The 24,451-nt window shown below is 51.5% G+C and carries 24 protein-coding genes; 20 read left to right on the forward strand and 4 right to left on the reverse strand.

Annotation, left to right across the window (positions count from 1 at the left end; all coding sequences use genetic code 11):
• Window positions 1-306 precede the first annotated feature (306 nt).
• The 5 genes from mreC (at window position 307) to C7W93_RS20175 (ending at window position 6,567) form a co-directional block, all read left to right on the forward strand.
• Window positions 307-1,362 (forward strand): rod shape-determining protein MreC, encoded by a 1,056-nt coding sequence (gene mreC, locus C7W93_RS20155; RefSeq protein WP_108442010.1) that lies wholly within the window; start codon window positions 307-309, stop codon window positions 1,360-1,362.
• Window positions 1,359-1,871, forward strand: a complete 513-nt coding sequence (mreD, locus tag C7W93_RS20160) for a rod shape-determining protein MreD (RefSeq protein WP_108442011.1) — start codon at window positions 1,359-1,361, stop codon at window positions 1,869-1,871. The genes mreC and mreD overlap by 4 nt, the downstream gene beginning before the upstream one ends.
• A 93-nt stretch (window positions 1,872-1,964) precedes the next feature.
• The gene (gene mrdA, locus C7W93_RS20165; protein ID WP_108442012.1) at window positions 1,965-3,944 is read left to right on the forward strand and encodes a penicillin-binding protein 2; all 1,980 of its coding nucleotides are present in this window, start codon (window positions 1,965-1,967) and stop codon (window positions 3,942-3,944) included.
• 100 nt (window positions 3,945-4,044) lie between these two features.
• Window positions 4,045-5,157, forward strand: coding sequence for a rod shape-determining protein RodA (rodA, locus tag C7W93_RS20170; protein WP_108442013.1), 1,113 nt, complete (start codon window positions 4,045-4,047; stop codon window positions 5,155-5,157).
• 267 nt (window positions 5,158-5,424) lie between these two features.
• On the forward strand, window positions 5,425-6,567 hold the full coding sequence (locus C7W93_RS20175; RefSeq protein WP_108442014.1) for a septal ring lytic transglycosylase RlpA family protein: 1,143 nt from the start codon (window positions 5,425-5,427) through the stop codon (window positions 6,565-6,567).
• Between the two features lie 90 nt (window positions 6,568-6,657).
• On the opposite strand, the gene C7W93_RS24685 is transcribed toward C7W93_RS20175, so the two are convergent.
• Entirely contained in the window at window positions 6,658-6,804 is a 147-nt protein-coding gene (locus C7W93_RS24685) for a hypothetical protein (protein WP_161539966.1), read from the reverse strand.
• A gap of 114 nt (window positions 6,805-6,918) precedes the next feature.
• Here C7W93_RS24685 and phnC point away from each other — a divergent pair, with 114 nt between their 5' ends.
• The 5 genes from phnC to C7W93_RS20200 all read left to right on the forward strand — a co-directional run bounded on the left by phnC (window position 6,919) and on the right by C7W93_RS20200 (window position 11,224).
• On the forward strand, window positions 6,919-7,764 hold the full coding sequence (phnC, locus tag C7W93_RS20180) for a phosphonate ABC transporter ATP-binding protein (protein ID WP_108442015.1): 846 nt from the start codon (window positions 6,919-6,921) through the stop codon (window positions 7,762-7,764).
• An 84-nt stretch (window positions 7,765-7,848) separates the two neighbouring features.
• Window positions 7,849-8,832, forward strand: a complete 984-nt coding sequence (phnD, locus tag C7W93_RS20185) for a phosphonate ABC transporter substrate-binding protein (protein ID WP_108442249.1) — start codon at window positions 7,849-7,851, stop codon at window positions 8,830-8,832.
• A gap of 1 nt (window position 8,833) precedes the next feature.
• Window positions 8,834-9,652: a phosphonate ABC transporter, permease protein PhnE gene (phnE, locus tag C7W93_RS20190; RefSeq protein ID WP_225869946.1), complete on the forward strand. Its 819-nt coding sequence runs from the start codon at window positions 8,834-8,836 to the stop codon at window positions 9,650-9,652.
• Between the two features lie 133 nt (window positions 9,653-9,785).
• Window positions 9,786-10,286, forward strand: a complete 501-nt coding sequence (locus C7W93_RS20195) for a GNAT family N-acetyltransferase (protein WP_108442016.1) — start codon at window positions 9,786-9,788, stop codon at window positions 10,284-10,286.
• 110 nt (window positions 10,287-10,396) lie between these two features.
• Window positions 10,397-11,224, forward strand: coding sequence for a D-hexose-6-phosphate mutarotase (locus tag C7W93_RS20200; protein WP_108442017.1), 828 nt, complete (start codon window positions 10,397-10,399; stop codon window positions 11,222-11,224).
• On the opposite strand, the gene phnN is transcribed toward C7W93_RS20200, so the two are convergent.
• Complete coding sequence (phnN, locus tag C7W93_RS20205) at window positions 11,219-12,562, reverse strand: phosphonate metabolism protein/1,5-bisphosphokinase (PRPP-forming) PhnN (RefSeq protein WP_108442018.1); 1,344 nt, start codon at window positions 12,560-12,562, stop codon at window positions 11,219-11,221. The two genes, C7W93_RS20200 and phnN, sit on opposite strands and share 6 nt — an antisense overlap.
• A 294-nt stretch (window positions 12,563-12,856) precedes the next feature.
• On the opposite strand from phnN, the gene phnG reads away from it, so the two are divergent.
• The 7 genes from phnG (at window position 12,857) to C7W93_RS20240 (ending at window position 18,840) form a co-directional block, all read left to right on the forward strand.
• Window positions 12,857-13,333, forward strand: a complete 477-nt coding sequence (gene phnG / locus C7W93_RS20210) for a phosphonate C-P lyase system protein PhnG (RefSeq protein WP_108442019.1) — start codon at window positions 12,857-12,859, stop codon at window positions 13,331-13,333.
• Entirely contained in the window at window positions 13,330-13,944 is a 615-nt protein-coding gene (phnH, locus tag C7W93_RS20215) for a phosphonate C-P lyase system protein PhnH (RefSeq protein ID WP_108442020.1), read from the forward strand. The genes phnG and phnH overlap by 4 nt, the downstream gene beginning before the upstream one ends.
• Window positions 13,945-14,004: 60 nt before the next feature.
• The gene (locus C7W93_RS20220; RefSeq protein WP_108442021.1) at window positions 14,005-15,171 is read left to right on the forward strand and encodes a carbon-phosphorus lyase complex subunit PhnI; all 1,167 of its coding nucleotides are present in this window, start codon (window positions 14,005-14,007) and stop codon (window positions 15,169-15,171) included.
• Between the two features lie 62 nt (window positions 15,172-15,233).
• Window positions 15,234-16,112: an alpha-D-ribose 1-methylphosphonate 5-phosphate C-P-lyase PhnJ gene (locus tag C7W93_RS20225; RefSeq protein ID WP_108442251.1), complete on the forward strand. Its 879-nt coding sequence runs from the start codon at window positions 15,234-15,236 to the stop codon at window positions 16,110-16,112.
• Entirely contained in the window at window positions 16,109-16,897 is a 789-nt protein-coding gene (gene phnK / locus C7W93_RS20230; protein ID WP_370446491.1) for a phosphonate C-P lyase system protein PhnK, read from the forward strand. The genes C7W93_RS20225 and phnK overlap by 4 nt, the downstream gene beginning before the upstream one ends.
• An 8-nt stretch (window positions 16,898-16,905) precedes the next feature.
• Window positions 16,906-17,640: a phosphonate C-P lyase system protein PhnL gene (gene phnL / locus C7W93_RS20235; RefSeq protein WP_108442022.1), complete on the forward strand. Its 735-nt coding sequence runs from the start codon at window positions 16,906-16,908 to the stop codon at window positions 17,638-17,640.
• 57 nt (window positions 17,641-17,697) lie between these two features.
• Window positions 17,698-18,840, forward strand: a complete 1,143-nt coding sequence (locus C7W93_RS20240; protein WP_108442023.1) for an alpha-D-ribose 1-methylphosphonate 5-triphosphate diphosphatase — start codon at window positions 17,698-17,700, stop codon at window positions 18,838-18,840.
• Between the two features lie 135 nt (window positions 18,841-18,975).
• On the opposite strand, the gene fmt is transcribed toward C7W93_RS20240, so the two are convergent.
• Both fmt and def read right to left on the reverse strand, forming a co-directional pair.
• Complete coding sequence (fmt, locus tag C7W93_RS20245; RefSeq protein WP_108442024.1) at window positions 18,976-19,935, reverse strand: methionyl-tRNA formyltransferase; 960 nt, start codon at window positions 19,933-19,935, stop codon at window positions 18,976-18,978.
• Between the two features lie 290 nt (window positions 19,936-20,225).
• Window positions 20,226-20,756, reverse strand: a complete 531-nt coding sequence (def, locus tag C7W93_RS20250; protein WP_108442025.1) for a peptide deformylase — start codon at window positions 20,754-20,756, stop codon at window positions 20,226-20,228.
• Between the two features lie 305 nt (window positions 20,757-21,061).
• Between def and C7W93_RS20255 the strand changes: the two genes are divergently transcribed.
• The 3 genes from C7W93_RS20255 to C7W93_RS20265 all read left to right on the forward strand — a co-directional run bounded on the left by C7W93_RS20255 (window position 21,062) and on the right by C7W93_RS20265 (window position 24,140).
• Window positions 21,062-22,135 carry a LysM peptidoglycan-binding domain-containing protein gene (locus tag C7W93_RS20255; RefSeq protein ID WP_108442026.1) on the forward strand — a complete coding sequence of 358 codons (1,074 nt, stop codon included), beginning with the start codon at window positions 21,062-21,064 and terminating at the stop codon, window positions 22,133-22,135.
• Window positions 22,136-22,213: 78 nt separating this feature from the next.
• Complete coding sequence (gene dprA / locus C7W93_RS20260) at window positions 22,214-23,416, forward strand: DNA-processing protein DprA (protein WP_201747323.1); 1,203 nt, start codon at window positions 22,214-22,216, stop codon at window positions 23,414-23,416.
• Window positions 23,417-23,660: 244 nt separating this feature from the next.
• Window positions 23,661-24,140: a DUF494 family protein gene (locus C7W93_RS20265; RefSeq protein WP_108442028.1), complete on the forward strand. Its 480-nt coding sequence runs from the start codon at window positions 23,661-23,663 to the stop codon at window positions 24,138-24,140.
• Window positions 24,141-24,451 lie beyond the last annotated feature (311 nt).

The following is a 24,451-nucleotide window of genomic DNA, read 5'->3' on the forward strand; positions in this document are numbered from 1 at the left end:
CTTATAGATGACGTGTGCTGCCTGCCAGACTTCGGTTTTGTGGCAGTTCGCCAGTGGCTGGGCCGGGTATTCCTGGCTCGGCCTTTCGTTTTAGCGTTATCTTTGTGATGTATATTCCCAATCAATCGTTGGGCGGACTACGGAATGCGAAGCGAAAAAATGACCGGCGTGGCTATTGCTGTTTTTTGTGATGTTAATAGTAAAACTATTAATTAAAAAATAACGATACACCACCTCGGGCAATTTTATAGCCGCTTCTTTCTTAGTTCGACCGGCTCCTTATAACTGACAAACTGTTTGCCATCGATGGAATACAGCCCGCCGCCACTCTTCAAGCAAGGCGCTTCGGCACGCGTGAAGGCGATCGTTTGTACGTTACTCGCCTTGGCACTTCTGGTTGCAGATGCACGTTTGCATGCGCTCACTCTTCTGCGGCAAGCCGTCGGGACGGTACTGTACCCGGTGCAGGCGATTGCCCTGATGCCGCGTGACGCCGCCTATCGCATGGTGGATTATTTTTCTTCGCTGTCCTCAGTCGAGAAAGAAAACCGCGAACTGCGTAACGAACAAGCGGCGCGTGCACAACAAATTCAGCAAGCCCAATTACTCGCGGTAGAGAACATCCAGCTGCGCAGATTACTTGGCGCGCAACAGCAACTACCCGTCAAATCTATCATGAGCGAGATTCTCTATGATGCGCGTGATCCATTCACCCGCAAAATAGTCATGGATCGCGGCGCGCAGCAAGGCGTGCGTACCGGTCAGCCGGTGATCGACGATGCAGGAATAGTCGGTCAGGTCACGCGGGTCTTCCCATTCACCGCCGAAGTGACATTGTTGACCGATAAAGATCAGGCGATTCCGGTACAAGTGCTGCGCAATGGTTTGCGCAGTGTCGCGTATGGTCGTGGGCAATCCGGATTTCTGGATTTACGCTTTATGGCCGCGAATGCCGATATCAAAAAAGACGACGTACTTGTCACCTCTGGCATTGATGGCGTTTATCCTCCGGGTCTGGCGGTAGCAAAAGTCGTTCTGGTTGAAAACAAATCCGCCGACGCCTTCGCGCATATTGTGTGCGAACCTGCCGCAGGGATTGATCGCCATAAGCAATTGCTGATCTTGCTGGTCGATCCCAATCCGATAGCACGCCCTGACGACATCGTGAAGCCGAGTAACGGCAAAGTGGACACCTTGAGCAAGCGACGTTTGACCGATAGTCCGAGAGAAAAAGCGCAAGAAGCGGCCAAAGAAGCGGATATCGAAGCCAATAAAGACGCCGCCAAAGTAGCTGCGAAAGCCGCCATCGAGGATGCAAAAACCAGCGCTACGCGCAAGAATCCGCAGGAGCGTGGCCGATGAGCCGACCGCACTATATTTTATTACCGGCGAATCCGCTATTTATTGCATTGACGTTGCTGCTGGCATTTTTTCTTAATTTAATGCCTTGGGGACAATGGCCAGCGATACCGGATTTTGTAGCATTGGTATTGGTCTTCTGGAGCATTCATCAGCCGCGCAAAATTGGTATCGTCATCGCTTTTTGCATGGGCCTCTTGGTCGACGTGCACGATGCCACGCTGTTAGGGCAAAACGCGTTGGCCTACACACTTCTTTCGTATTTTGCGATCATGATTCATCGGCGCGTATTATGGTTTTCGCCGCTTGGTCAGGCGCTGCATATATTCCCATTGTTATTGTTGACGCAAACGGTGCAGTTAGTATTGCGACTGATCATTAGCGGCAAGTTTCCGGGCTGGATGTATTTCACCGAAAGCCTGATCAGCATGCTGCTATGGCCGATACTCAGCTGGCTATTATTGGCACCGCAACGACGCGCCATTAATCGTGATGATAACCGTCCGATCTAAGCATGTTGATGACGCCGATTATGTTGTTTAAGCGGGCCGGTTTTACGGCTGTCCCGGCTATTCTCCGCGCTCGTAACCAACGGCGCACATCCCATGACAGAATTTAAGAATACCGAGCGCGAGCTTCATAACTTCCGGGTGCGGATTACCGCCGCGGTGTTGTTCGTGCTGATTTGCTTCTCCCTTTTGGTAGCGCGTTTCGTCTGGCTACAAATTGTGCGGCACGAAACCTATGCCGCGCAGGCCGAGGAAAATCGGATTTCGCTGGTTCCCGTAGTGCCAAATCGTGGCTTGATTCTCGACCGTAACGGTGTCGTATTAGCGCGGAATTACTCCGCTTATACGCTGGAAATTACCCGTTCTAAAATTAATGGCAAACTTGAAGATGTCATTGATGATTTGGCAAAACTGATCGACATTGAACCCAAAGACCGGCGGCGCTTCAAAAAGCTGATGGATGACTCCAAGAGCTTTGCCAGCTTGCCGATCCGCACGCGATTAACGGATGAAGAAGTCGCCAAATTTACCGTGCAGCGCTATCGCTTTCCCGGCGTTGATGTGCAAGCGCGGTTGTTCCGCGAATATCCACTGGGCGATGTTGCGGCCCACGTCATCGGCTATATCGGGCGTATCAGTCAAAAAGATGCCGAGGCTATCGACGATAGTGACGATGCCGCCAATTACAAAGGCACAGATTACATCGGCAAAGAAGGCCTCGAAAAGAGCTATGAAAGCCAACTACACGGCACCACCGGTTACGAAGAAATCGAAATTTCTGCGAGTGGACGTGCGGTGCGGACCTTGTCGCGGACCTCGGCCATTCCCGGCAATAATCTGATTCTTTCGATTGATATCGAATTACAAAAAATAGTGCAGCAAGCATTTGGCGACCATCGCGGCGCGCTGGTTGCCATCGATCCCACTACCGGCGATATTCTGGCGTATGTGTCGCAGCCGACTTATGACTTAAACCTGTTCGTCGATGGCATCGATCAGCAAAGTTGGAATGAGTTGCTGAATTCGCCAGACCATCCATTGATCAATCGGCCAATGAACGGCGCTTATCCTCCGGGATCGACTTACAAGCCATTTATGGCGTTGGCGGCACTGGAACTCGGCAAACGTACACCGCAACAGTCGATCCGGGATCCGGGATTTTTCATGCTCGGCGGCCATCGTTTCCGCGATGATAAAGTCGGCGGTCACGGCGTGGTCGATATGTACAAGGCCATCGTCGAATCCTGCGATACCTATTTCTATATGTTGGCGAATGATTTGGGCGTCGATGCGATCCATGATTTCATGAAACCGTTCGGCTTCGGTCAAATCACTGGTATCGATCTGGAGCATGAGCGCCGTGGCCTGTTGCCATCGACCGCTTGGAAGCGCGCTGCCTACAAAACAGCTGCGCGCCAAAAATGGCAGGGCGGTGACACTATTTCATTGGGTATCGGACAGGGCTTTAACGCCTTCACACCGCTGCAAATCGCGCATGCCACTGCTACGTTGGTGAATAATGGGATCGTCATGAAGCCCCATCTAGTCAAAATTCTTGAAGATGGCGTGACCCATAAACATACTGAAACGGTGCCCAAAGAAAGCTTTCGGATTCCGTTAAAGCAGGAAAATATCGATTTCATCAAACGCGCGATGGTCGGCGTGACGCATGCCGGTACGGCTGCCCGGGTGTTCGCCGGGGCCGGTTATGAGTCCGGTGGCAAGACCGGAACTGCGCAGGTGTTTACGATCAAGCAAAATGAAAAATACAATACTCATGCCGTCGGTGAGCGTTTCCGCGATCATGCTTTGTACACCGCATTTGCGCCAGCCGATAAGCCAACGATTGCGATTGCCGTCATCGTGGAAAATGGCGGTTTTGGGGCCGCAGCGGCCGCGCCAATTGTGCGGAAAGCGCTGGATTACTACTTACTCGGCAAGCGCCCCGGCGACAAAGATAAACCCGGCGTAGTGATGCCCGCCATGGATGAGCAACCCGCCGATGAGGTTAAACCCGATAATGGCGACGGTGAAAGCTATAAACCCGGTGCCGAAACACCGGGCAATCGTGAGTAATCCGGGAGGTATTGCATAGAATGACATCGCATTGAGTGACATCGGATTGAATTGGCCGAATCGGTCTGGAGTATTTCTGTCGTTTACGTAGAACTGAATAATGAATTTGTCTCCCAAACATTCGTGGTGGCGTCTGCTTAAATCGCATATTGCGATATTTGATGGGGCGTTATCGCTGATTATTTTTCTGATTTTATCGGTCGGCATCGTCACGCTGTACTCTGCCGGGATCGACTTTCCGGGCCGGGTTGAAGATCAACTGCGCAATATTCTGGTGGCATTTGTGGTGATGTGGGTCGCAGCCAGTATTCCGCCGCAAACCTTGATGCGATTTGCCGTCCCGATTTACACCGTTGGCGTCACGCTATTGATTGCGGTGGCGCTGTTTGGCATGGTCAAAAAGGGCGCGCGCCGCTGGCTTAATTTAGGCGTGGTGATTCAACCTTCCGAAATCATGAAAATTGCCATGCCGTTAATGTTGGCGTGGTATTTCCAGAAGCGTGAAGGCATGATTACTTGGCGCGACTATATTGTTGCGGCGCTATTGCTGGTGGTGCCCGTCGGTTTGATTATCCGGCAGCCGGATTTGGGTACCGGTACGCTAGTGCTGGCAGCCGGATTTTATGTGATCTTCCTGGCAGGTTTATCGTGGCGCGTTTTGATCGGCCTGGTAGTTGTAGCCGGCGCAAGTTTGCCGGTGCTCTGGACCGTATTGCATGACTATCAACGGCAGCGCGTGATGATGTTGATTGATCCGACTTCCGATCCGCTCGGCAAGGGATTTCATATTATTCAGTCAACTATTGCAGTCGGTTCCGGCGGTATATTTGGCAAAGGTTGGTTAAAAGGAACGCAGTCGCATCTGGAATTTATCCCGGAACGCACCACCGATTTCATTTTTGCCGTGTTCTCGGAAGAATTTGGTTTGATTGGCAACGGGGTATTGTTATTCCTCTATGTGTTACTGATCGGTCGCGGATTGATGATCGCCGCCAACGCGCCAACCATGTTTACGCGTTTGCTGGCGGGTTCCATCACAATGATTTTCTTTACTTATGCTTTCGTCAATATGGGTATGGTCAGTGGCATTTTGCCAGTCGTGGGTGTACCGCTGCCATTTATGAGCTATGGCGGCACTGCGTTAGTTACGCTGGGCTTGGGTGCAGGCATTTTAATGAGCATCCAACGTCATCGTAAACTGATTCAAACTTAGTATTTAAACATGTAGTCGTTGTAGCAACCCATCACGACAAACCAACATGCGCGGCCAATATCGTTTTATTATTGGCAGCGACGACAATCTTCAGGGGTCATTTTTGTCCCTGAAATCAGCTTCCGCATTTAGCCAAAGATGCATTCCGATTGTCAATTGACGGATGACTTTGATTGTCATCCGCATAATATTGGTTCAGCGTTTGCATATTTTTTTGCCAGCATGCGTTCGCATCCACCCAATTCATCCGAGTGCCAGGAGAGCGCCATGTCATTTAGCAACGTCCGATTCTATTCTCGACAGCAGTATGTCAAATTCCCGGTAACAATAAATTGGCACACCTTGGCATCGCTGCCGATAGTCGCATTAATCCTCATTCTGGCCGGTTGTAGCACTGCGCCGCCAGTGGCGGAATCGGGGGCATCACCAACTGCCATAAAGAGCAAGCCGTCGTCATCGGCACGCGCCACACCGGTATTACCCCCGGCCAGTTCCGGTCGCGGTGGTTATTACAAGGATGACGGCCCCGGCGATGATATTCCTGCTGGCTTAGAAAATGCAGCCGATGCGGTCCCGACCATCGAACCCTATGCGCGTACCGGAAATAAACCCTACGTCGTATTTGGCAAAACCTACACGCCATTGACGGATGATCAGCCCTTTGTTCAGCGCGGCGTTGGTAGCTGGTACGGCAAGAAATTCCACAAACAACGTACCTCCTCCGGCGAGCCTTACGACATGTACAAGATGACCGCCGCCCATCCGACCTTGCCCATTCCCTCGTATGCCCGCGTGACGAATCTGAAAAACGGTAAACAAGTGATTGTGCGGGTCAATGATCGGGGACCGTTCCATTCCAGCCGTATTATCGATTTGTCCTATACAGCCGCGTTGAGATTAGGCTATTTGGGAAGCGGCAGCGGTCAGCTGGAAGTTGAGCGCTTGCTGCCAGCCGACATTCTGGCGATGAACAAACAAGCTTCGACGTCGCCCGCCGATGCGCCACAGAGCTTTCCAATCAGCACGGTCTCGATGGTCACCTCGGCCGACACCCGTACCCTAGACAGCGCAATACAGGAGGCCAACCGGACAGAAGTGTTATCTGATCGAAGTAACAACGCTGCAGAGCGAGAGGCCACCAACACGTCAGCGGTAGCAACGTCGCGCGCCAGTCTCGCACAAGGTTATTACCTCCAGCTGGGCGCGTTCTCGCGCCAACCGAATGCAGAAATGGAACGGCAACGTTTGTTACAGCAATTACCGGGTCTCTTAAATGCGGTAGAGGATGTTTCTGTCGGCGGTGTTTACCGTTTATACGCTGGACCATTTGATACGCGTTCGGCAGCGGAAGATGTCGCTATACAAGTACGCCAACGGCTTACATTAGCGCCAATAATTGTCTTGAAATAGGAAGCGTCCTGATCGACAGCCATTACAATCCGAGGCAATCCCGGATTGTAATGGCTGTGATAAAAATAACTGACAGCAGACTTTTTTGCGTCAGATCGCCGCTGGCGGCGTCCTGCGCTTCAACGTTTTTTCGACCTTCTCCCATCCCCCTTTTTCATCCAGATTCGGCGTCTTCTCAGCATTCTTTCCACTGCTAATCCAGTCTCGCGTCACACCAAACCACACTCCCATAGTCATCAAAACGTCATCGTCTATTCATACGCTTGACACATTTGGTAGTGATACTCCGTCCATTCAGGCTGGCATGTTGAGATGCGAGCACCCTCGTTGTTCCACCGATTGGTGAAAAAAATGATGCTAGAAATTAACGGCTTGTCGAAAACATTTCGCGGCGGTTTTAAAGCTTTGAATCATGTCAGCCTCACATTCAAGTCCGGCGAAATGGTCGCCCTGATTGGCGCTTCCGGTTCGGGAAAATCTACTTTGCTACGGCATTTATCCGGGCTGATGGCGGCCGATGCTGGTGGCGGCGAAGTGCGGGTAGACGGTCAGCCAGTGCAACAGAATGGCGTGATCAATCGGAATATCCGCGCTGTGCGTGCCAACGTCGGTTTCATATTCCAGCAATTTAATCTGGTCGGTCGCTTGCCTGTGCTGACTAATGTGCTGACCGGCGGCTTATCGCGCATGCCGCTGTGGCGCAGCTGCTTCAAACTGTTTACCGCTGAAGAAAAAGCCTTGGGTCTGGCTGCACTCGCCCGTGTAGGCATTTCGGACCACGCCTATAAACGTGCCTCTGCTTTATCCGGCGGTCAGCAACAGCGCGCTGCGATTGCGCGCAGCATCGTGCAAAAGGCCAGAATCGTCCTCGCCGATGAACCGATTGCTTCCCTCGACCCAGAATCTGCACGTCGCGTAATGCAAACACTGGCCGATCTTAATCGTGAAGATGGCACCACCGTGATCGTGTCGCTGCATCAGGTGGATGTCGCTTTACGCTTCTGCCAACGCACCGTGGCGCTGAGCAAAGGGCGCGTGGTCTACGACGGTCCATCGAGCGCGTTGACGGAGAAAATGTTGCGCGAGTTATATGGCACCGAAGCCGAAGATATTCTTGGTGGCTCAAATAAATTGACGCGGCCCAGAGTCGACGTGCCAACGATTTTCGATACTGCTCCCGCGCTGGTCGCTGTCTGAACGCTAAAGAATTACCTGCATTCGATGTCGGGCAACTATGCCCTGCAAATAACAATCCCACTGTTTAACGCCAAGGGTTTCATTATGTTTAAAAAACTTATTTCCACTGTCACGATGGCTTTTGCTGTACTTGCAGCGGGTACTTCTGCAGTGCACGCGCAAGAGGCAGACAAGGTCATCAACTTCGGTATCATCTCGACAGAATCGTCGAAAAATCTGAAGCAAGACTGGCAGCCGATATTGGATGAATTAAGCAAAAAAATCGGCATGAAAGTGAATGGTTTTTTTGCCTCTGACTATGCCGGCATCATCGAAGGTATGCGTTTCGGTAAAGTCCAAATGGCTTGGTTTGGCAATAAATCAGCGATGGAAGCCGTCGACCGTGCAAGTGGTGAAGTTTTCGCACGTGTCGTCAATCCTGATGGTTCTGAAGGTTATTACAGCCTGGTTGGCGTGAATCAGGATAGCCCGCTTAAAAGCGTAGACGACCTGATCAAAAATGCAAAGACCCTGAATTTCGGTATCGGCGATCCTAATTCCACTTCCGGATTTTTAGTCCCTAGCTACTATATTTTTGCAAAAAATAATCTCGATTCAAAGACCGCGTTTAAAACTATTCGCAGCGCTAATCACGAGTCGAATATTCTCGCAGTTGCCAACAAACAGGTCGATGCTGCAGTGTTCGCGTCCGACACCATGGACCGTATTACAGCCCGTCTGCCAGAGACCGCAAGCAAAGTCCGCGTTATCTGGAAATCGCCGCTGATCGCTTCCGATCCGTTGGTATGGCGTAAAGATTTAGCACCAGCCACAAAGACAAAAATCAAAGATTTCTTCTTGAGTTATGGCAAGACCGGCCCGAACGCTGCGCAAGAAAAAGCACAATTGGAAAAACTGCAATTTAGCGGCTTTAAAGATTCCAACGATGCGCAATTAACGCCAGTGCGTCAGCTTGAATTGTTCAAAGACAAAACAAAAATTGAAGCTGATGCAACATTGAATGCCGATGAAAAGAAAGCCAAGTTAGACGATATCAATCGTAAATTAAGCGCATTGGCCAAAGCCTAAAATGACGACGTTAGCGCCACCGAAAATGCACGCTGCTGCGCCCCGCAACGCGCTGCCGACGCCACCAAAGCAACCTATCGGGCGCACGCTGTTTTGGGGCATTTTGATAGCAATTCTGGCCGCATCCTGGAAAGGCGCGGATATGCGCCCGCTAGAATTGTTGCGTGACGGTGGCAACATGGCGACCTATGCTGCCAGCTTTTTTCCGCCCGATTTTCATGACTGGAAAATCTATCTGGAAGAGATGCTGGTGACATTGCAGATCGCCGTCTGGGGCACTGCTTTAGCCGTTGTTTGCGCGGTGCCGTGCGGCTTATTGGCGTCATCGAATATCGCACCGCCCTGGATCAGTCAGCCGGTGCGCCGGTTGATGGATGCAGCGCGTGCCATTAACGAAATGGTGTTTGCAATGTTGTTTGTGGTGGCGGTCGGCTTAGGGCCATTTGCAGGCGTGTTGGCGCTATTTGTTGCCACAACCGGTACGCTGTCCAAGTTGTTTTCTGAGGCGGTTGAAGCTATTGATCCACAGCCAGTCGAAGGCATCCGCGCCACTGGCGCACATGCCCTCGAAGAGATCGTCTTCGGCGTATTGCCACAGGTCTTACCGTTGTGGATTTCTTACGTGCTGTATCGTTTCGAGGCAAACGTGCGTTCTGCAACGGTGGTCGGCATGGTCGGCGCGGGCGGCATCGGCGTGATTTTATGGGAAGTGATTCGCAGCTTTGAATACGCGCAGACTTGTGGCGTATTACTGATGATTGTGGTGACGGTCACGGTGATCGATCTGGCATCTTCAAGGCTACGAAAGTTATTCATTTAGGTTTTATCGCGCCCATTTTTTGCGGGATATGGTTGCAACGGTTTCAGGGTGATAGTCGGGCTTAGGCCCGACTTTTTTTCATAAACTGATATTCTGGACGCCTACAGTTTTCCTTCATCGGGCTTCCCATACTATGACATCCTCATCGACAAATTCCCCGTATTCACCCGCCATTTCAGTACGTCTTGCGACTATAGACGATGCTGCAGCGTTAGTAGTTTTGCTTGCCGAAATGGATGAAATCGAAGAAATTGATGCGCTGCCGCCAGATGCGGTGCGTCTCACGGCTGACGGTGCACGCCAAATTATGACGCGCATGGCCGACTATCCGGATTTTCGCGTATTTCTGGTGCTGGCCGATGATCTCGTCGTCGGTACGTTTAGTTTATTGATCTTTAGCAGTCTGGCTCACGACGGCAGTCAGCAAGCCGTATTGGATGCGGTGGTCATCAGTCGCCAATGCCGCGGGCAGGGGATAGGCGGCGTGATGTTGGATCATGCGTGCAAATTGGCGGATGATGCGGGATGCTACAAAATTGCGCTGTCATCGAATCTGAAGCGGATGGATGCGCATCGGTTTTATGAAACTTATGGCTTTGCGCAGCATGGGGTTAGTTTTTCGCTGCCGCTGTAAGGTTGCATGCTTCTCGTTTCTTAGCAGAAATAGGGCAGGAATGACTATTTTCCGAGGACAAAAATACGGTAAATTGTCAGGCATCCTAACCGCAACTGAAAGCCGCACTTATGCCATCCGACCTTCACTCCCTCACTTCCGCCGACGGCGCGCAACTTTCTGTGTCATTGCATGGCGCGCATGTCTGCTCATGGCGTACACCGGACGGTGTTGAACGCCTATTCCTCAGCCCTCTGACGAAGTGGGATGGACATGCAGCAATTCGCGGTGGGATTCCCGTTGTATTTCCGCAATTTTCCAGCCGTGGGCCGTTGCCGAAACATGGCTTCGCACGGAATACACAATGGGCGTTGATCGCTTCGGAAGTACGTACAAATGGCGAGGGATTTATACATCTGACGATGCAGGATTCAACCGAATCGCGACTGCAATTTCCGCATAAATTCACACTCGATCTGCATCTCACTTTTTCTGGCACATCTTTGGACACGGCATTATTTGTCACCAATACTGGCGCGCAAGCTTTCGATTTTACCTGCGCTTTGCATACGTATTTATCCACGCAGATTGCACAGGCGGCGATCCATGGACTGGCGCAATCGCGTTATGAAAATAGCTTGGGAGATAGCGCGTTGCAGTTCGATAGCAATCGCTTGCTACACATCAATGCGGAAGTCGATAGCCTGTTTTTTCAGGTCAATACGCCGGTTGCGTTAATCAGCGATAACAGCAAGATGACGATGCAACAAGTCGGTTTTTCTGATGTTGTCGTCTGGAATCCGTGGAGCGAAGGCAGTGCGGCGATTGCTGACCTGGAAGATGATGCTTATCAACATTTTGTCTGTATCGAATCTGCTGCGGTTGAACAGCCTGTGACACTAGGCGCAGGCCTGCAATGGCGTGGAGAGCAGCAACTTACCGTCGCTAATGTCTTATAGCGACAGGTCGCCCGGCTGAAAAATATTCAGTAGTTGACGGCCTGCAACCTCAATTGCGCCGCTGTTATCGATGTGCGTGATGCCTTCTATTTCCTGCGGATTGAATTCTTCGCTGCGTAGCAAACGCTGTTCCAGCGCCGTGCCGTTTTCGCGTTGTCTGCTTTCAATGCGTTGACGGATTAATTCAGCATCGGCGGAGATCCAGATGATCTCCGCCTGCGGAAATAACTGACGCAATTGCGGTATAAATTCTCGTGATCCGTTGACGACGACGTTGCAACCGGATTTTAAGGTTGCCTCTATCTCGCGACGAATACCGTAATGGGTGTCATGCGCTTGCCAGGCCATACTGAAATGACCGGCCTGCGAGTACTGCAAAAATTCTTCTTGGGTGAGCACTTCATGGCTCTCGCTGGCATGCGCCGCGCGCGTGATACAGCGGGTCGCAAACACGAGTCCGGTATCGTCCGACAGCTGCGTCTGCACCCATTGCAATAGCGCATCTTTTCCCACACCTGAAGGACCTACGACAAAAAATAAACGTCCTGAATAGGGAAGAGGTGAAGTGTGATCGCTCTGTAGATCGGGTCGATTCAAAAAGGGAAAATGCCGCAAGATCGTCATCGGTTCCCCGGGCGCTCGTTCTTTAAAAATCGTCAGGCCGTCGATGATCAATGGGGTTGTTAAGGCTTGCGAAAAACATACTTCCGCAGCATGGCGAATGACGTCCACAGTGTCGGCATCAAGTTTTGTCAATGCATCGGTCAGGGTTAAGTGGAAGCGATACTCCTCCTCTGTGTAGGGATAACCCCACTCTGCTAAGAGGATTTCCTGGCGTGACGTTAATGCTGTTTTACGACGTTTGGATAACTCCGCCGCCGACGGCGCGGCGCGCAGTAAATCGAAATAGCGTACGCAGCGAGTTGCCAATGCACTGATGCGATCTTTGGTTGGTTGATCCGTTGTTTGAAGCGCCAAAAATTGGCCTAGCGGCTGAATGCTGACTGCTTTTACTTCCAGTGAGTTTTGAAGGCCGGAAAAGGCCTGCGCCATCGCGATCAAATCGCTTTCTGAAAAACCTTCAGCCAATCTAAATGGCGCTTTGAGCGTGGCATGAAATCCGTAACGGCGCGCATCGGTCGTTAGTTGGTGTAAAGCAGTCGGCGATATCTCAACGATATTTTCTTGCGGTAAAGAGGCATTGGTCGCAGCATCGCGACCCAACCAATGACTGCCTGCGCTCCACCACAGGGCGTTGGCAATTGGCGCGAAATAAAGCGCATAGCGGGGCTGTGGCCGATGATCAGATTGCGCTGGAGCTTGGTTTGTATTGGTCATTAAAATGGGCGCTTCACACAATTGTCACTGCGTAAAAGAGATTTCGAGAAAGTTCGAGAAAGTTCGTTTAGCTGCTAATACAAACACATGCTACCGATAACGTTGCCTGCCCGAAAAAATGGCATATTGATGTTGCTAGCATAGCGCCATATTGTTACCGCATATTGACATTTTTGTTGCGAGTATTTTGCCACGGATTAACCCTGAATGCTGCCGCCATTGAGGGTAAAGCCGCTGATGCATCATTTATGTCCATGTCATCAAGCTTTAACATTCGGGTGTTCCAATAGGGTCATGGAATCTCAATCAATTGCGTCAGTTCATCAAGCCCGTGCATCCTGGATGTCGTTGTTGGCGAAAGCTCCCACCGCAGTGTTGATCGCAGCCGTCCGCGACTATATACAGCAGCATGGTGCGCTTCCTGCGCATGTCTGGTTACGCCGTCCAGAAATCGGTTTGGCGATGGTGCGTGCGCGTACCGGTGGCACTGGCCAACAATTCAATCTTGGCGAAATGTCCCTCACCCGTTGTGCGTTGCGCTTGCCATCCGGTCACATGGGCGTGTCTTATGTTGCCGGACGCGATGCCCAGCACGCCGAGTGGGCGGCGCTATTTGATGCGCTGCTGCAAAGCGATGCTTCAGCACAAGTCGATCAAATAGTATTGCAGCCAATTAAACAAGCCCTCGCTGCGCAAAGGGCATTAACCGAAGCCCGTGCAGCCGTCACAAAGGTTGATTTCATGACGATGGTACGTGGAGAGAATGCATGAGCGCGCTCGCAAAAAATGATCTTTTGCCGGCGTGGGACGATCCCGTACATGATTCCCAATTGACTTTCCGTGCGGTCCTGAAAGCATTATCCGAGCCGGGCCTGATACAGACCCTGTTTGTCGATATTCAAAGCCCGTCACCGCTGTTTTTGTCCACCACTGCGCTCTGTCTGGCTCTGGCCGATGCAGAGACCGCGTTATGGCTGGATCACGATGCTAACAGTGCTGCTTTGCGTGCGTATTTACGTTTTCATTGTGGCTGCCAGTTAGTTGAAGATGTGCGCGCCGCCGATTTTGTGGTCATCACCGATCCGCAACAATGGGATTGGAAAAATGCGTTAGAAAAATGTGCGGTCGGCACAATGGAATATCCAGATCGCTCGGTCACGTTATTCGTTCAGGTAACAAGCCTGATCGATGGCCCGACCCGATTGTTAACAGGTCCTGGACTTGCGCATCAACGCCGCATTAACGTTGCTGGTTTGCCGGATGATTTCGATGCGATGTGGCAAATAAATACGCAGGGATTTCCGCTCGGTATTGACGTGGTGTTTTGCCACGGCTCCAGTATTCTCGGTTTGCCACGCACGACTAATATCGCCTCTGCATAGCCTTTATTGGCAAGTAGAAACCAATGCAAAAATACAGCCGTTGTTTGATGGAGTAATGCCATGTATGTTGCAGTAAAAGGCGGCGAAAAAGCCATCGAGGAATCCTATCTGGCCTTGGCGCGGACACGCCGTGGCGACCCGACTTTACCAGAGCTGACCGTGGCACAAATTCGCGAGCAAATGCCATTGGCCGTTGCTCGCGTGATGACCGAAGGATCGCTGTATGACCGCGATCTGGCAGCACTGGCAATCAAGCAGGCTAGCGGCGATTTGTTGGAAGCAATTTTTCTGTTGCGTGCTTACCGCACGACGTTGCCGCGTTTGTTATCGACGTTGCCTGTGGATACGGCAAAGATGGTCATCGAACGGCGTATTTCGGGCACGTTTAAAGATGTGCCGGGTGGCCAGATTCTGGGTGCGACTTACGACTATACCCAACGGTTGCTGGATTTTTCACTGGCAGCCGAAGCCACGGTGCAAGTGGCTGGCGTGACAACGCCGCCAGAAGCTGCGTCGAAGCAAGAAAACGTTTCGACGATGCCGCGTGTGCTTGATTTTTTAAATGCCGAAGGATTGATCGAGCAGGAGTTGGTGCCTGCGGGCGATCCTGCTCCCGGCGACTTGACGCGGGAACCGTTGGCGTTCCCTGCGCAACGTGATATCCGCTTGCAAAACTTGGCGCGTGCAGACGAGGGTTTTGTTCTCGCCATGGCGTATTCGACCCAGCGCGGCTATTCAAATAGTCATCCTTTTGCAGGGGAGATACGGCACGGAAAAGTCAGCGTAGAGGTGATTCCTGAGGAACTCGGTTTTGCCATTGAAATTGGCGATCTGGAGATCACCGAATGCCAGATGGTAAATCAGTTTTCCGGTTCGCATACCGAGCCTGCGCGCTTCACGCGGGGTTACGGTTTGACCTTCGGTTACAACGAACGCAAGGCGATTGCGATGGGCTTGATGGACCGGACTTTGCGTTGTCAGGAATTGGGAGAAGAAGCTACTTCGCCGGCGCAAATGGCTGAATTCGTGTTGTACCACTCGGATAACGTGGAAGCCTCGGGCTTTTTGCAGCATTTGAAGTTGCCGCATTATGTCGACTTTCAGGCTGAACTCAATTTGATCCGTGCTTTGCGCCGCCAAACTGCCGAAGCAGCTGACGCTTCGGCAAAAACTGATGCAACAGAGTCAGAGTCGGTATTTAATCCTGATGCACAGAAGGCGGCGTAATGGAAATTCTTAATGCTCAGCACACCGATCAACAATCGTCATTGTCAGATATCCAGGCCGCGATGCAGCCAGAGGCCGGTTACAACTTCGCCTATCTGGACGAGCAGACCAAACGCATGATTCGTCGCGCTATTTTGAAAGCGGTCGCGATTCCCGGTTATCAGGTCCCTTTTGGCGGACGTGAAATGCCGCTGCCATACGGGTGGGGAACGGGCGGGATTCAAGTCACCGCTGCGGTGATCGGGCGCAATGATGTGCTAAAGGTAATTGATCAGGGTTCGGATGACACGACCAACGCGGTAAATATCCGGCGATTTTTTCGCCGCACAACCGGTGTTGCGACGACCGAAAGAACCACCCAAGCGACCTTAATTCAGACTCGTCATAGAATTCCTGAAACACCGTTGTCGCCAGATCAGATCATGATTTATCAGGTGCCGATTCCGGAGCCGTTGCGCTGGCTGGAGCCAAGCGAACAACAGACTCGGAAGCTGCACGCCATGGCGGATTACGGTTTAATGAGTGTTGAGTTGTACGAAGACATTGCGCGCATGGGCAAGATTGCGACGGCGTACGATTACCCGGTGATAGTGAATAATCGTTACATGATGCGCCCGTCGCCGATTCCCAAATTCGATAATCCAAAATTGGATCAAAGCCCAGCGCTGCAACTATTTGGGGCCGGACGTGAAAAGCGGATTTATGCCGTACCGCCTTACACATCGGTCAAGAGCCTGGACTTTGAAGACTATCCATTTGAAATCGAAAGCTGGGATCAGTGTTGCAGTTTATGCGGTGCTGAAAACAGTTTTCTGGATGAAATTATTGTCGACGATCACGGAGCGCGCATGTATGTTTGCAGCGATACCGATTATTGCCATCAGCGTGTTGCGACGCAATCGTCGGCGCAAGATAATAGCGCGGAGCAAGGCCTGTCATGATGTCTACTTCGCCCGTTTCACCACTATTAGCGACTGAAAATCTCAGTCATCGCTTTGGAAATTTTTTAGCCTGCGATAACATTAATCTGGAAATTTATCCCGGTGAAGTATTGGGTATCGTCGGCGAATCCGGCTCGGGAAAAAGTACTTTATTGAATTGTCTGGCTGGTCATCAAGTGCCAAGCGAAGGGCGAGTGTTATTTTCGACCCGGCACGAAGGTATCGTCGATTTATATCAGATTAGCGAAGCACGTCGTCGTCTGTTATCGCGCACCGATTGGGGTTTCGTTCACCAAAGCGCACGCGATGGTTTGCGCGCGAATGTTTCGGCGGGGGCAAATGTCGGTGAACGCTTAATGGCGATTGGTTCGCGTCATTACGGCCAGATTCGCGAAGAGGCATTGCATTGGCTGGAGCGGGTAGAAATCGATGCGTCTCGTATCGATGATTTGCCGCGCCATTTCTCTGGCGGGATGCAGCAGCGCTTGCAAATTGCACGCAATCTGGTGACTAAGCCGCGCCTTATTTTTATGGATGAACCGACGGCAAGTCTGGATGTGTCCGTGCAGGCCCGTTTGCTGGATTTGCTGCGCCAGCTGGTCTCGCAATTGCATGTTGCTGCGGTAATCGTCACGCATGATTTGGCGGTTGCCAGATTGTTGGCGCATCGTTTGATGGTGATGCGCAATGGTCAGGTTGTAGAGCAGGGATTGACGGATCAAGTGCTGGATGATCCGCAGCATCCCTACACGCAATTGCTGGTGTCGTCGGTATTACAGGCTTAGGAAATAACATGACGCCATTAAGACGGATTGAAGTAAGACAGCTCTCAAAAGATTTTGTGTTGCACCTGCAAGGCGGTTTGCAGATGCCGATTTTTTCGCAAGTTGATATGGATGTCGATGCTGGCGAGTGCGTGGTGATTCATGCTCCTTCCGGTGCGGGAAAAAGTACATTATTGCGCTGCCTGTATGCGAACTATCGTGCCAGCAGCGGCAGCGTGAAAATTCGGCACGCGGAGGATGTTGATACTGCGGCGTTTGATTGGGTCGATTTGGCGACTGCATCACCGCAGCAGATCCTCGCGGTACGCAAAACGACGCTGGGCTTTGTGACGCAATTTTTACGCGTGATTCCGCGTATTACTACGCTGGCATTGGTAGCCGAGCCGCTGATCGCCAAAGGTATGGACAGCGATGAGGCGCAGGATCAGGCTAAATCCTGGCTATCGCGCTTAAAAATTCCTGCCCGTTTGTGGCAAGTTCCTCCGGCGACATTTTCTGGCGGCGAGCAGCAACGGGTGAATATTGCGCGTACCTTGATCAGCGATTTTCCGATACTGTTGCTGGATGAGCCGACTGCCTCGTTAGACGAAGGCAATCGCGATACCGTGATCGCGATGATTCAAGAAGCATGTGACCGTGGCACCGCAGTGGTTGGCATTTTCCACGATGAATATGTCCGTCGTGCGCTGGCAACGCGCTTGTTTCCGCTAGCAGCGATACAATCGGTGGCATTGGTGGAATAAGACCGATCGCCATCGCCGGGCATCCCTTCCGACATTCTTTAGTAAGTTTCTAACCTTATGATTATTTTGCCTGCACCTCTTACTATTCGTAACGCGCGTATTGTCACTTCGCAAGAACACTTCGTCGGTAGTCTATCCGCTGCCGATGGCATTATCGATAGCGTATCGATTGGTGCTTCGCAGGTTGGCGAGGATTGGGAGGGCGATTATTTGTTGCCCGGGTTGGTCGAATTGCATACCGACAATCTGGAAAAACATTTGATGCCGCGCCCAAAAGTGAATTGGCCGATACTGCCCGCGATTTTGGCGCACGATGCCCAGATTGCCGCCGCGGGGATTACGACCGTGCTGGATGCATTAGGCGTTGGCGATATTGACCCTGAAAGCGTGCGCAGCACCTTGCTGGCATCGTGCATCGTTAATTTACAGCGCGCTCGCGCCAAAAACCTGCTACGGGTAGATCACTATTTGCATTTACGGCTGGAATTGGCGGAAGAAAACCTGCTCGACATGTTTACGCCGTTTTTGGATGATCCGACATTAAAACTGGTGTCTTTGATGGATCACACCCCCGGCCAGCGTCAATGGACCGATATCAGTCATTATCGGACCTATACCACCGGAAAACGCGGGTGGAGTAATGAAAAAGTCGATTCGATGCTGGAGGATTTACTGGAACGGCAATGTCTTTACGCTGCTGAAAATCGCCGCAAGATCGTTAGCAGCTGCCACGCAGTCGCCAAGCCGATGGCAACCCATGACGACACGACGCTTGAACACGTCACCGAAGGTGTGGCTGAGGGTATCAAGATATGTGAGTTTCCGACCACGCTGCTGGCCGCACAGGCTGCGCGGCAGCATGGCCTTGGCATCATCATGGGCGCACCGAATGTGATCCGTGGCGGCTCGCATTCGGGCAATGTATCGGCGACCGGATTGGCGCGTGCCGATTTGTTGGATGTATTGTCGTCAGACTATGTCCCGGCCAGTTTGTTGCATGCTGCTTTCATGCTGCAAAAAGAAGGTTTCAGCTTACCGAAATCGATCAATACTGTGTCACTGAATCCGGCGCGCATGATTGGCTTTGATGACCGTGGTGAAATTGCAACGGGCCTGCGCGCTGACTTTTTGCGCGTTCGTCTGGTCGATGATATTCCCGTGATTATGCAAGTCTGGAAAGATGGAAGACGCGCTATCTAAGCTGGTTAGCGTGACATTAAAAAACGGCGAAGTCAGATTCGCCGTTTTTTTTATTTGAAATAGATCGGTTTGCAGAGCTTCGTCAAAGCGTTCATCGAAGCAAAGCGAAAATCAAACCAAAAATTCAATCATTAATCAAATCGTCCCAAACCGTCCGTTCGCCATCGGAAAAGCGCGTAAAAACTCGGCCGCAGTTAGACGTTTGCCGCCCGGTTTTTGCAATACAGCTAGTCGCAAAGCACCCGTTCCACAGGCAACGACAACGCCATCGTGCGAATCGGCGCTGATGATCTCGCCCGCTGCATGACCGTCATTTTGTGCAGCAACCGCAGCTTCCCATATCTTGATTGTAACGCCGCCGAATGTGGCAAACGCCCCGGGGAACGGATTAAACGCGCGAATTTTCCGCGCCAATACATCGGCATCCAACGTGAAATTCAAAGCCGCTTCTTCCTTGGTGATCTTTGCTGCGTAAGTGACGCCTTCATCCGGTTGCGGTATGGCGGTTAAGGTGTTGTTCGCCAGCATCTGGATGGCCTCGACAATCATTTTGCCGCCTAATGCCGCCAATTTGTCATGCAGACTGCCGGTGGTGTCGTCGTCCGCGATGGTGACGTGCGCGGTCAACATCATCGGCCCGGTATCCAGCCCTTGTTCCATTTGCATAATCGTGACGCCGGTTTCATGATCCCCGGCTTCAATCGCCCGATGTATCGGTGCCGCACCACGCCAACGCGGCAGCAGCGAGCCGTGAATGTTAATGCAACCGTGGGTGGGGATCGTCAGCACGCTGAGCGGCAAAATCAAACCATACGCAGCGACTACCATGACGTCATGCGGCGTGGCTTGCAATAACGCATGGGCGTCTTGCGCGATCTCGGGGTATTTGCCATCCAGACGCAGCGAGACAGGCTGCGCGACGGGGATGTTATGCGCCAAAGCGAATTGTTTCACCGCAGAGGCTTGCAGCTGCATACCGCGCCCTGCGGGACGATCGGGCTGGGTCAGGACTAACGTGATTTCGTGTCCGGCATCATGCAGCGCTTGAAGCGCGATGGCGGCAAATTCTGGTGTTCCGGCAAAGATAATTTTCATGTGCGGATTTTATTACGGATGGGTGTGTTTTGCTGCATTAACGAATATGAGGCTATATGAGGAAATTGCTTAAAACTGCTATTAAACGCGATATTTAAGTGCTTACTTATAGCCAATCCTGACTGCCTGCTTTACTCTGAAGTTCTGTCACGAGGGAAACGGGCAGAAAAAGAAGTGCTACTGAGTGGCCTCGATTTTGGGGTTTGAATGAAAAAAGGGCTGCATTTATGTAATGCAGCCCTTTTATTTACCGGTACGTTCAGACTATTCAGTCTGCATGTTCTGCATTGTTAACGGTTGGCGTATTGTTTATCGCGCTTTAATTCGCGTTCTTCCTTGAGCATCTTGGCTTTAATGCGGTTGCGTTTTAGCGGCGACAGGTACTCAACAAATACTTTTCCCTTCAAATGATCCATTTCATGCTGAATACAGACCGCCAGCAAGCCCTCTGCATCGACTTCAAATGCTTTGCCATTGGCGTCGAGTGCGCGCACCTTGACGCGGGCAGGACGTTCTACGCCGTCGTATATGCCCGGCACGGACAGGCAGCCTTCATCGTATATTTGTCTTTCTTCACTGGCCCAGAGAATTTCCGGATTGATAAAGACCCGCAGATCGCTGCCGGTGTCAGAAGTATCGATGACGACTAATTGCTCATGCACGTCGACTTGCGAGGCAGCCAGACCAACGCCGGGTGCCTCGTACATCGTTTCGGCCATGTCAGCAATCAATCGCTTCAGACGGTCATCAAAAACAGTCACAGGCTTAGCAATTTTATGCAGGCGAGGATCGGGGTAACGCAGGATATTTAGTAGGGACATACGGTTCTGGACGACTTTAAGGCGGTTTGGAGTGGTTTATCTCTTGCTAGTTTCAGCGTTTATGGGCAAAATTTGATGCACTTTGGCAAACATTTTTAGCGCATCTTGCGTCTGTTATAGCGCAGATAGTTGCCACTAATAAGTCGTCATTTTACGCGTCAAATTTAATTACCTCACTATTTACCTTATTAACGCGGTGTCTGACAGATTTTTAGACAAGTCAGGCAGGTTTTGTCTGTACGTTTGCGCGCGTTTTTAATGATAATTTTCGCTATTATTTAACGGCCATACACACCGGAAACGACATGAAAAAGTTTAGCACAGCTGCAGTCCTTCTCGCTTTTGCAACCGGCATTGGCATGTCGTCAATCTCTTATGCGCAAGCGGCAGCACCGGCGCGTTGTGCATTTTTGTCGAATGCACCGGATCAGCATGTGGTGGTACGCGGCGATACGTTATGGGGAATTTCCGGCCATTTCTTACAGAATGCGTGGTGTTGGCCGCAAGTGTGGGGCATGAATCGCGAGCAAATTCGTAATCCACACTGGATTTATCCCGGGCAAATCGTTTATTTTGATCGCGTTGCTGGCCGATTGCGACTCGGTACCCCGACTGGCGGCGCACCGGATACGATGAAGTTGTCGCCGCAAATCCGGGTCGAAGGTCTGGGGCGCGAAGCGATTCCGGCTATTCCCGCAGATAAAATTGGACCGTTTCTTTCGCAACCGCTGATTGTCGAGGACGAGGAATTGTCCGGCGCGCCGCATATCGTGGCGGTGCAAGAAGGCCATGTCAATCTGGGCCGTAATGATCTGGCTTACGTGCGCGGCAATCTGAACGGCGGCACCGCATTTCAGGCATTTCGTCCCGGTAAACAGTTGAAGGATCCCGTCACCGGGCAAGTCATCGCCAACGAAGCCGTCTATCTGGGCAGCTTGAAATTGGAACGCGCGGCTAAAGCCGACAGCGAGGTGAATACTTTCCGTGTAGTCGAAGCCAAGCAAGAAATGGGCGCCGGAGATCGTCTTATCGCGGAGCCGATTGCGCCGGTCTTAAACTACGTGCCGCATGCGCCCGCAAGTGAGGTCAACGCACGCATCGTGTCGGTATATGGCGGCGTCACCAGCGCGGGTCAAAATGACATCGTCACTATCAACCAGGGCGCGGCGGACAATATCGAGGTCGGCGACGTGTTGCAGCTATACCGTTTTGGCAAAACTGTGGTCGATCCTTTAGACAAAAAAGTAGCCGTCAAACTGCCCGATGAGCAATACGGCACCTTGTTTATTTTCCGCATATTTAAGCATATCTCCTATGGCTTGATTATGCAGGTACGGGATACAGTGGACGTTGGCGATATTGCCAGGTCACCAGAGTAACTTTGCTAAGTGCCATTACAAGAACCCGCCGCACATTTATTACCAAGTACGTTTTCTTTTCCACCCTGTCAGTCTCAGATCGGTCAGCCTGCGTTGCAGAGCGATCTGGTCGACTGGCTGCGGCTGGAACAAACCGCCGGTGTCGGCTCCAGCACTGCGTGCGTGCTGTTGACGACCTTCGGTCTGCCTGCGAACATTTTTGCCAGTTCGCTGACAGCTCTCCGGAGAGTGGTCTCGGAAAAAATCGGATTAGCGCTGCTAGCACCGATATCAGATCTGACCGAAAGGCGATTTGAATGCGCATTAGCGTGGGCGCAGCAGCCGAATCATCGGATCTTGACGTTAGCCGATGATGATTACCCCTCTTCATTATTGAACATTCCCGATCCGCCGCTTTTGCTCTATGTCATGGGCCGGGTCGAATTGCTGAAGCGGCCATCGTTAGCCGTAGTTGGCAGCCGCAACGCGACGGTGCAAGGCAACGCCAATGCGGATCGATTTTCAGAGATGCTGAGTCAACGCGGCTTAACCATTATTTCCGGTTTGGCGCTAGGAATCGATAGCGCTGCCCATCGCGGTGCCTTGCGCTGTCTGGCGAACAATACAGATTGCGGCGGCAGCACCGTAGCCGTCATTGGCACTGGCGCGGATATTGTTTATCCGGCGCGTAATCGTGATTTGGCGCACCAGATTGCAGAGCTGGGCTGCATTGTTAGTGAGTACCCGCTAGGTATGTCGGGTATTGCTGCTAACTTCCCACGCCGCAACAGGATTATTTCCGGCCTCTCGTCCGGCGTGCTGGTGATCGAAGCCGCAGCGCAGTCGGGTTCATTGATCACTGCGCGCATGGCGGCCGAGCAGGGCAGAGATGTATTTGCTATCCCCGGCTCGATTCATTCGCCGCTCTCAAAAGGTTGTCATCAGCTGATCAAACAAGGGGCAAAATTGGTCGAGTCGGCACAGGATATCTTGGAAGAAATGCTGCCTGTGCATGCACCGATACGTTCAACCCGAGTCACTTCCCATGTAACTGAATGCCTTTCTCAATCGGCGATGACGTACGATGAGGACGGCATTAAAAATGATGAAAGCGCCGATGATGCGATCAAAAATCCTAAGGACCAGCTACTGACAGCGCTGGGATTCGATCCTGCCAGTCTCGATGCGCTGGCCGCCCGCAGCGGTATGGATATCGCAGCATTAAACGCGCAGCTGTTAACATTAGAGCTTGAAGGTTTGGTCGAGATGCTGCCCGGTGGCGTGTATCGACGATTGGGATAAACGCTTGGCGAGATGACTAAATAGAACTTAAAAATGATGTTCTTATGACATTTTAGGCAGCATTTGTTAAATCCTGCGATACTTGTGTGAATTAAGGGGGATGAATTTTGGACCTAACTCCCTTAAAGGCGGTAATGTTGCGGTACAGTCTGACCCATCAAGCTTTGATTTGAAGCCTGCTCAGGAAATTTCTGTATGATTTTAGCAACTTGTTTTAGTCCAATCTTAGCGATACAGTAGAACCATGTTTGAAGTCCTAGTTTACCTTTATGAAACATATTACCGACCCGATGCCTGCCCTGAACCCGAGGCCTTGGTAAAGAAACTGTCGGCAATCGGTTTTGAAGAGGACGAAATCTCCAAAGCCCTTGGATGGCTGACCGATCTGGCGGAAACCAATCACGCTTACGCCGATCGTTATCCGCAGCAAACTGCATTTTCATTCGGCATGCGGATTTATGCTCCACAAGAAATGGACGCACTAGGCACCGCCGCGATAGGTTTCGTTCAGTTTCTGGAGTCGGCCAAGATGCTGAATCCGGTACAGCGTGAAATCGTCATAGAGCGCGCACTGGCCGTCAGCGAGTCACCGGTATCCCTGGATAAGCTCAAGGTAATTGTGCTGATGGTGCTGTGGAGTCAGGGAAAAGAGCCTGACGGATTAATGTTTGATGAGCTTTTTCTCGATGACGACGAAGACCCAGAACCGCGTCTGCTGCACTAAACTGCGCAATTCAGGCTCCTTCGCACCATAATCGCGCATCACGGCAACGTTTGCCGCGCTTGCGATATTCCCAACAACCCGCTTATCATTGGCCGCTTATTCACTGCCGCAGACAATTTTGCCCGATAGCGGCCGATACTGCCTGTTATAGTACGAGCAAGTTGTCATTAGGCAACGTCCTCGCTAGTCGTCGACAACGCCTGATCTAAGCTCCTTGATTTTGCGAATAATGTGCGCAATTCAGGAGTATGCGCTGCAGTCCAATGAATAGTTAATAAGCATTTAGCTGAAAAATGCGCTGACTTCCAACA

Source organism: Glaciimonas sp. PCH181, from assembly GCF_003056055.1.
In the GTDB taxonomy this organism is placed as follows: Bacteria; Pseudomonadota; Gammaproteobacteria; order Burkholderiales; family Burkholderiaceae_D; genus Glaciimonas.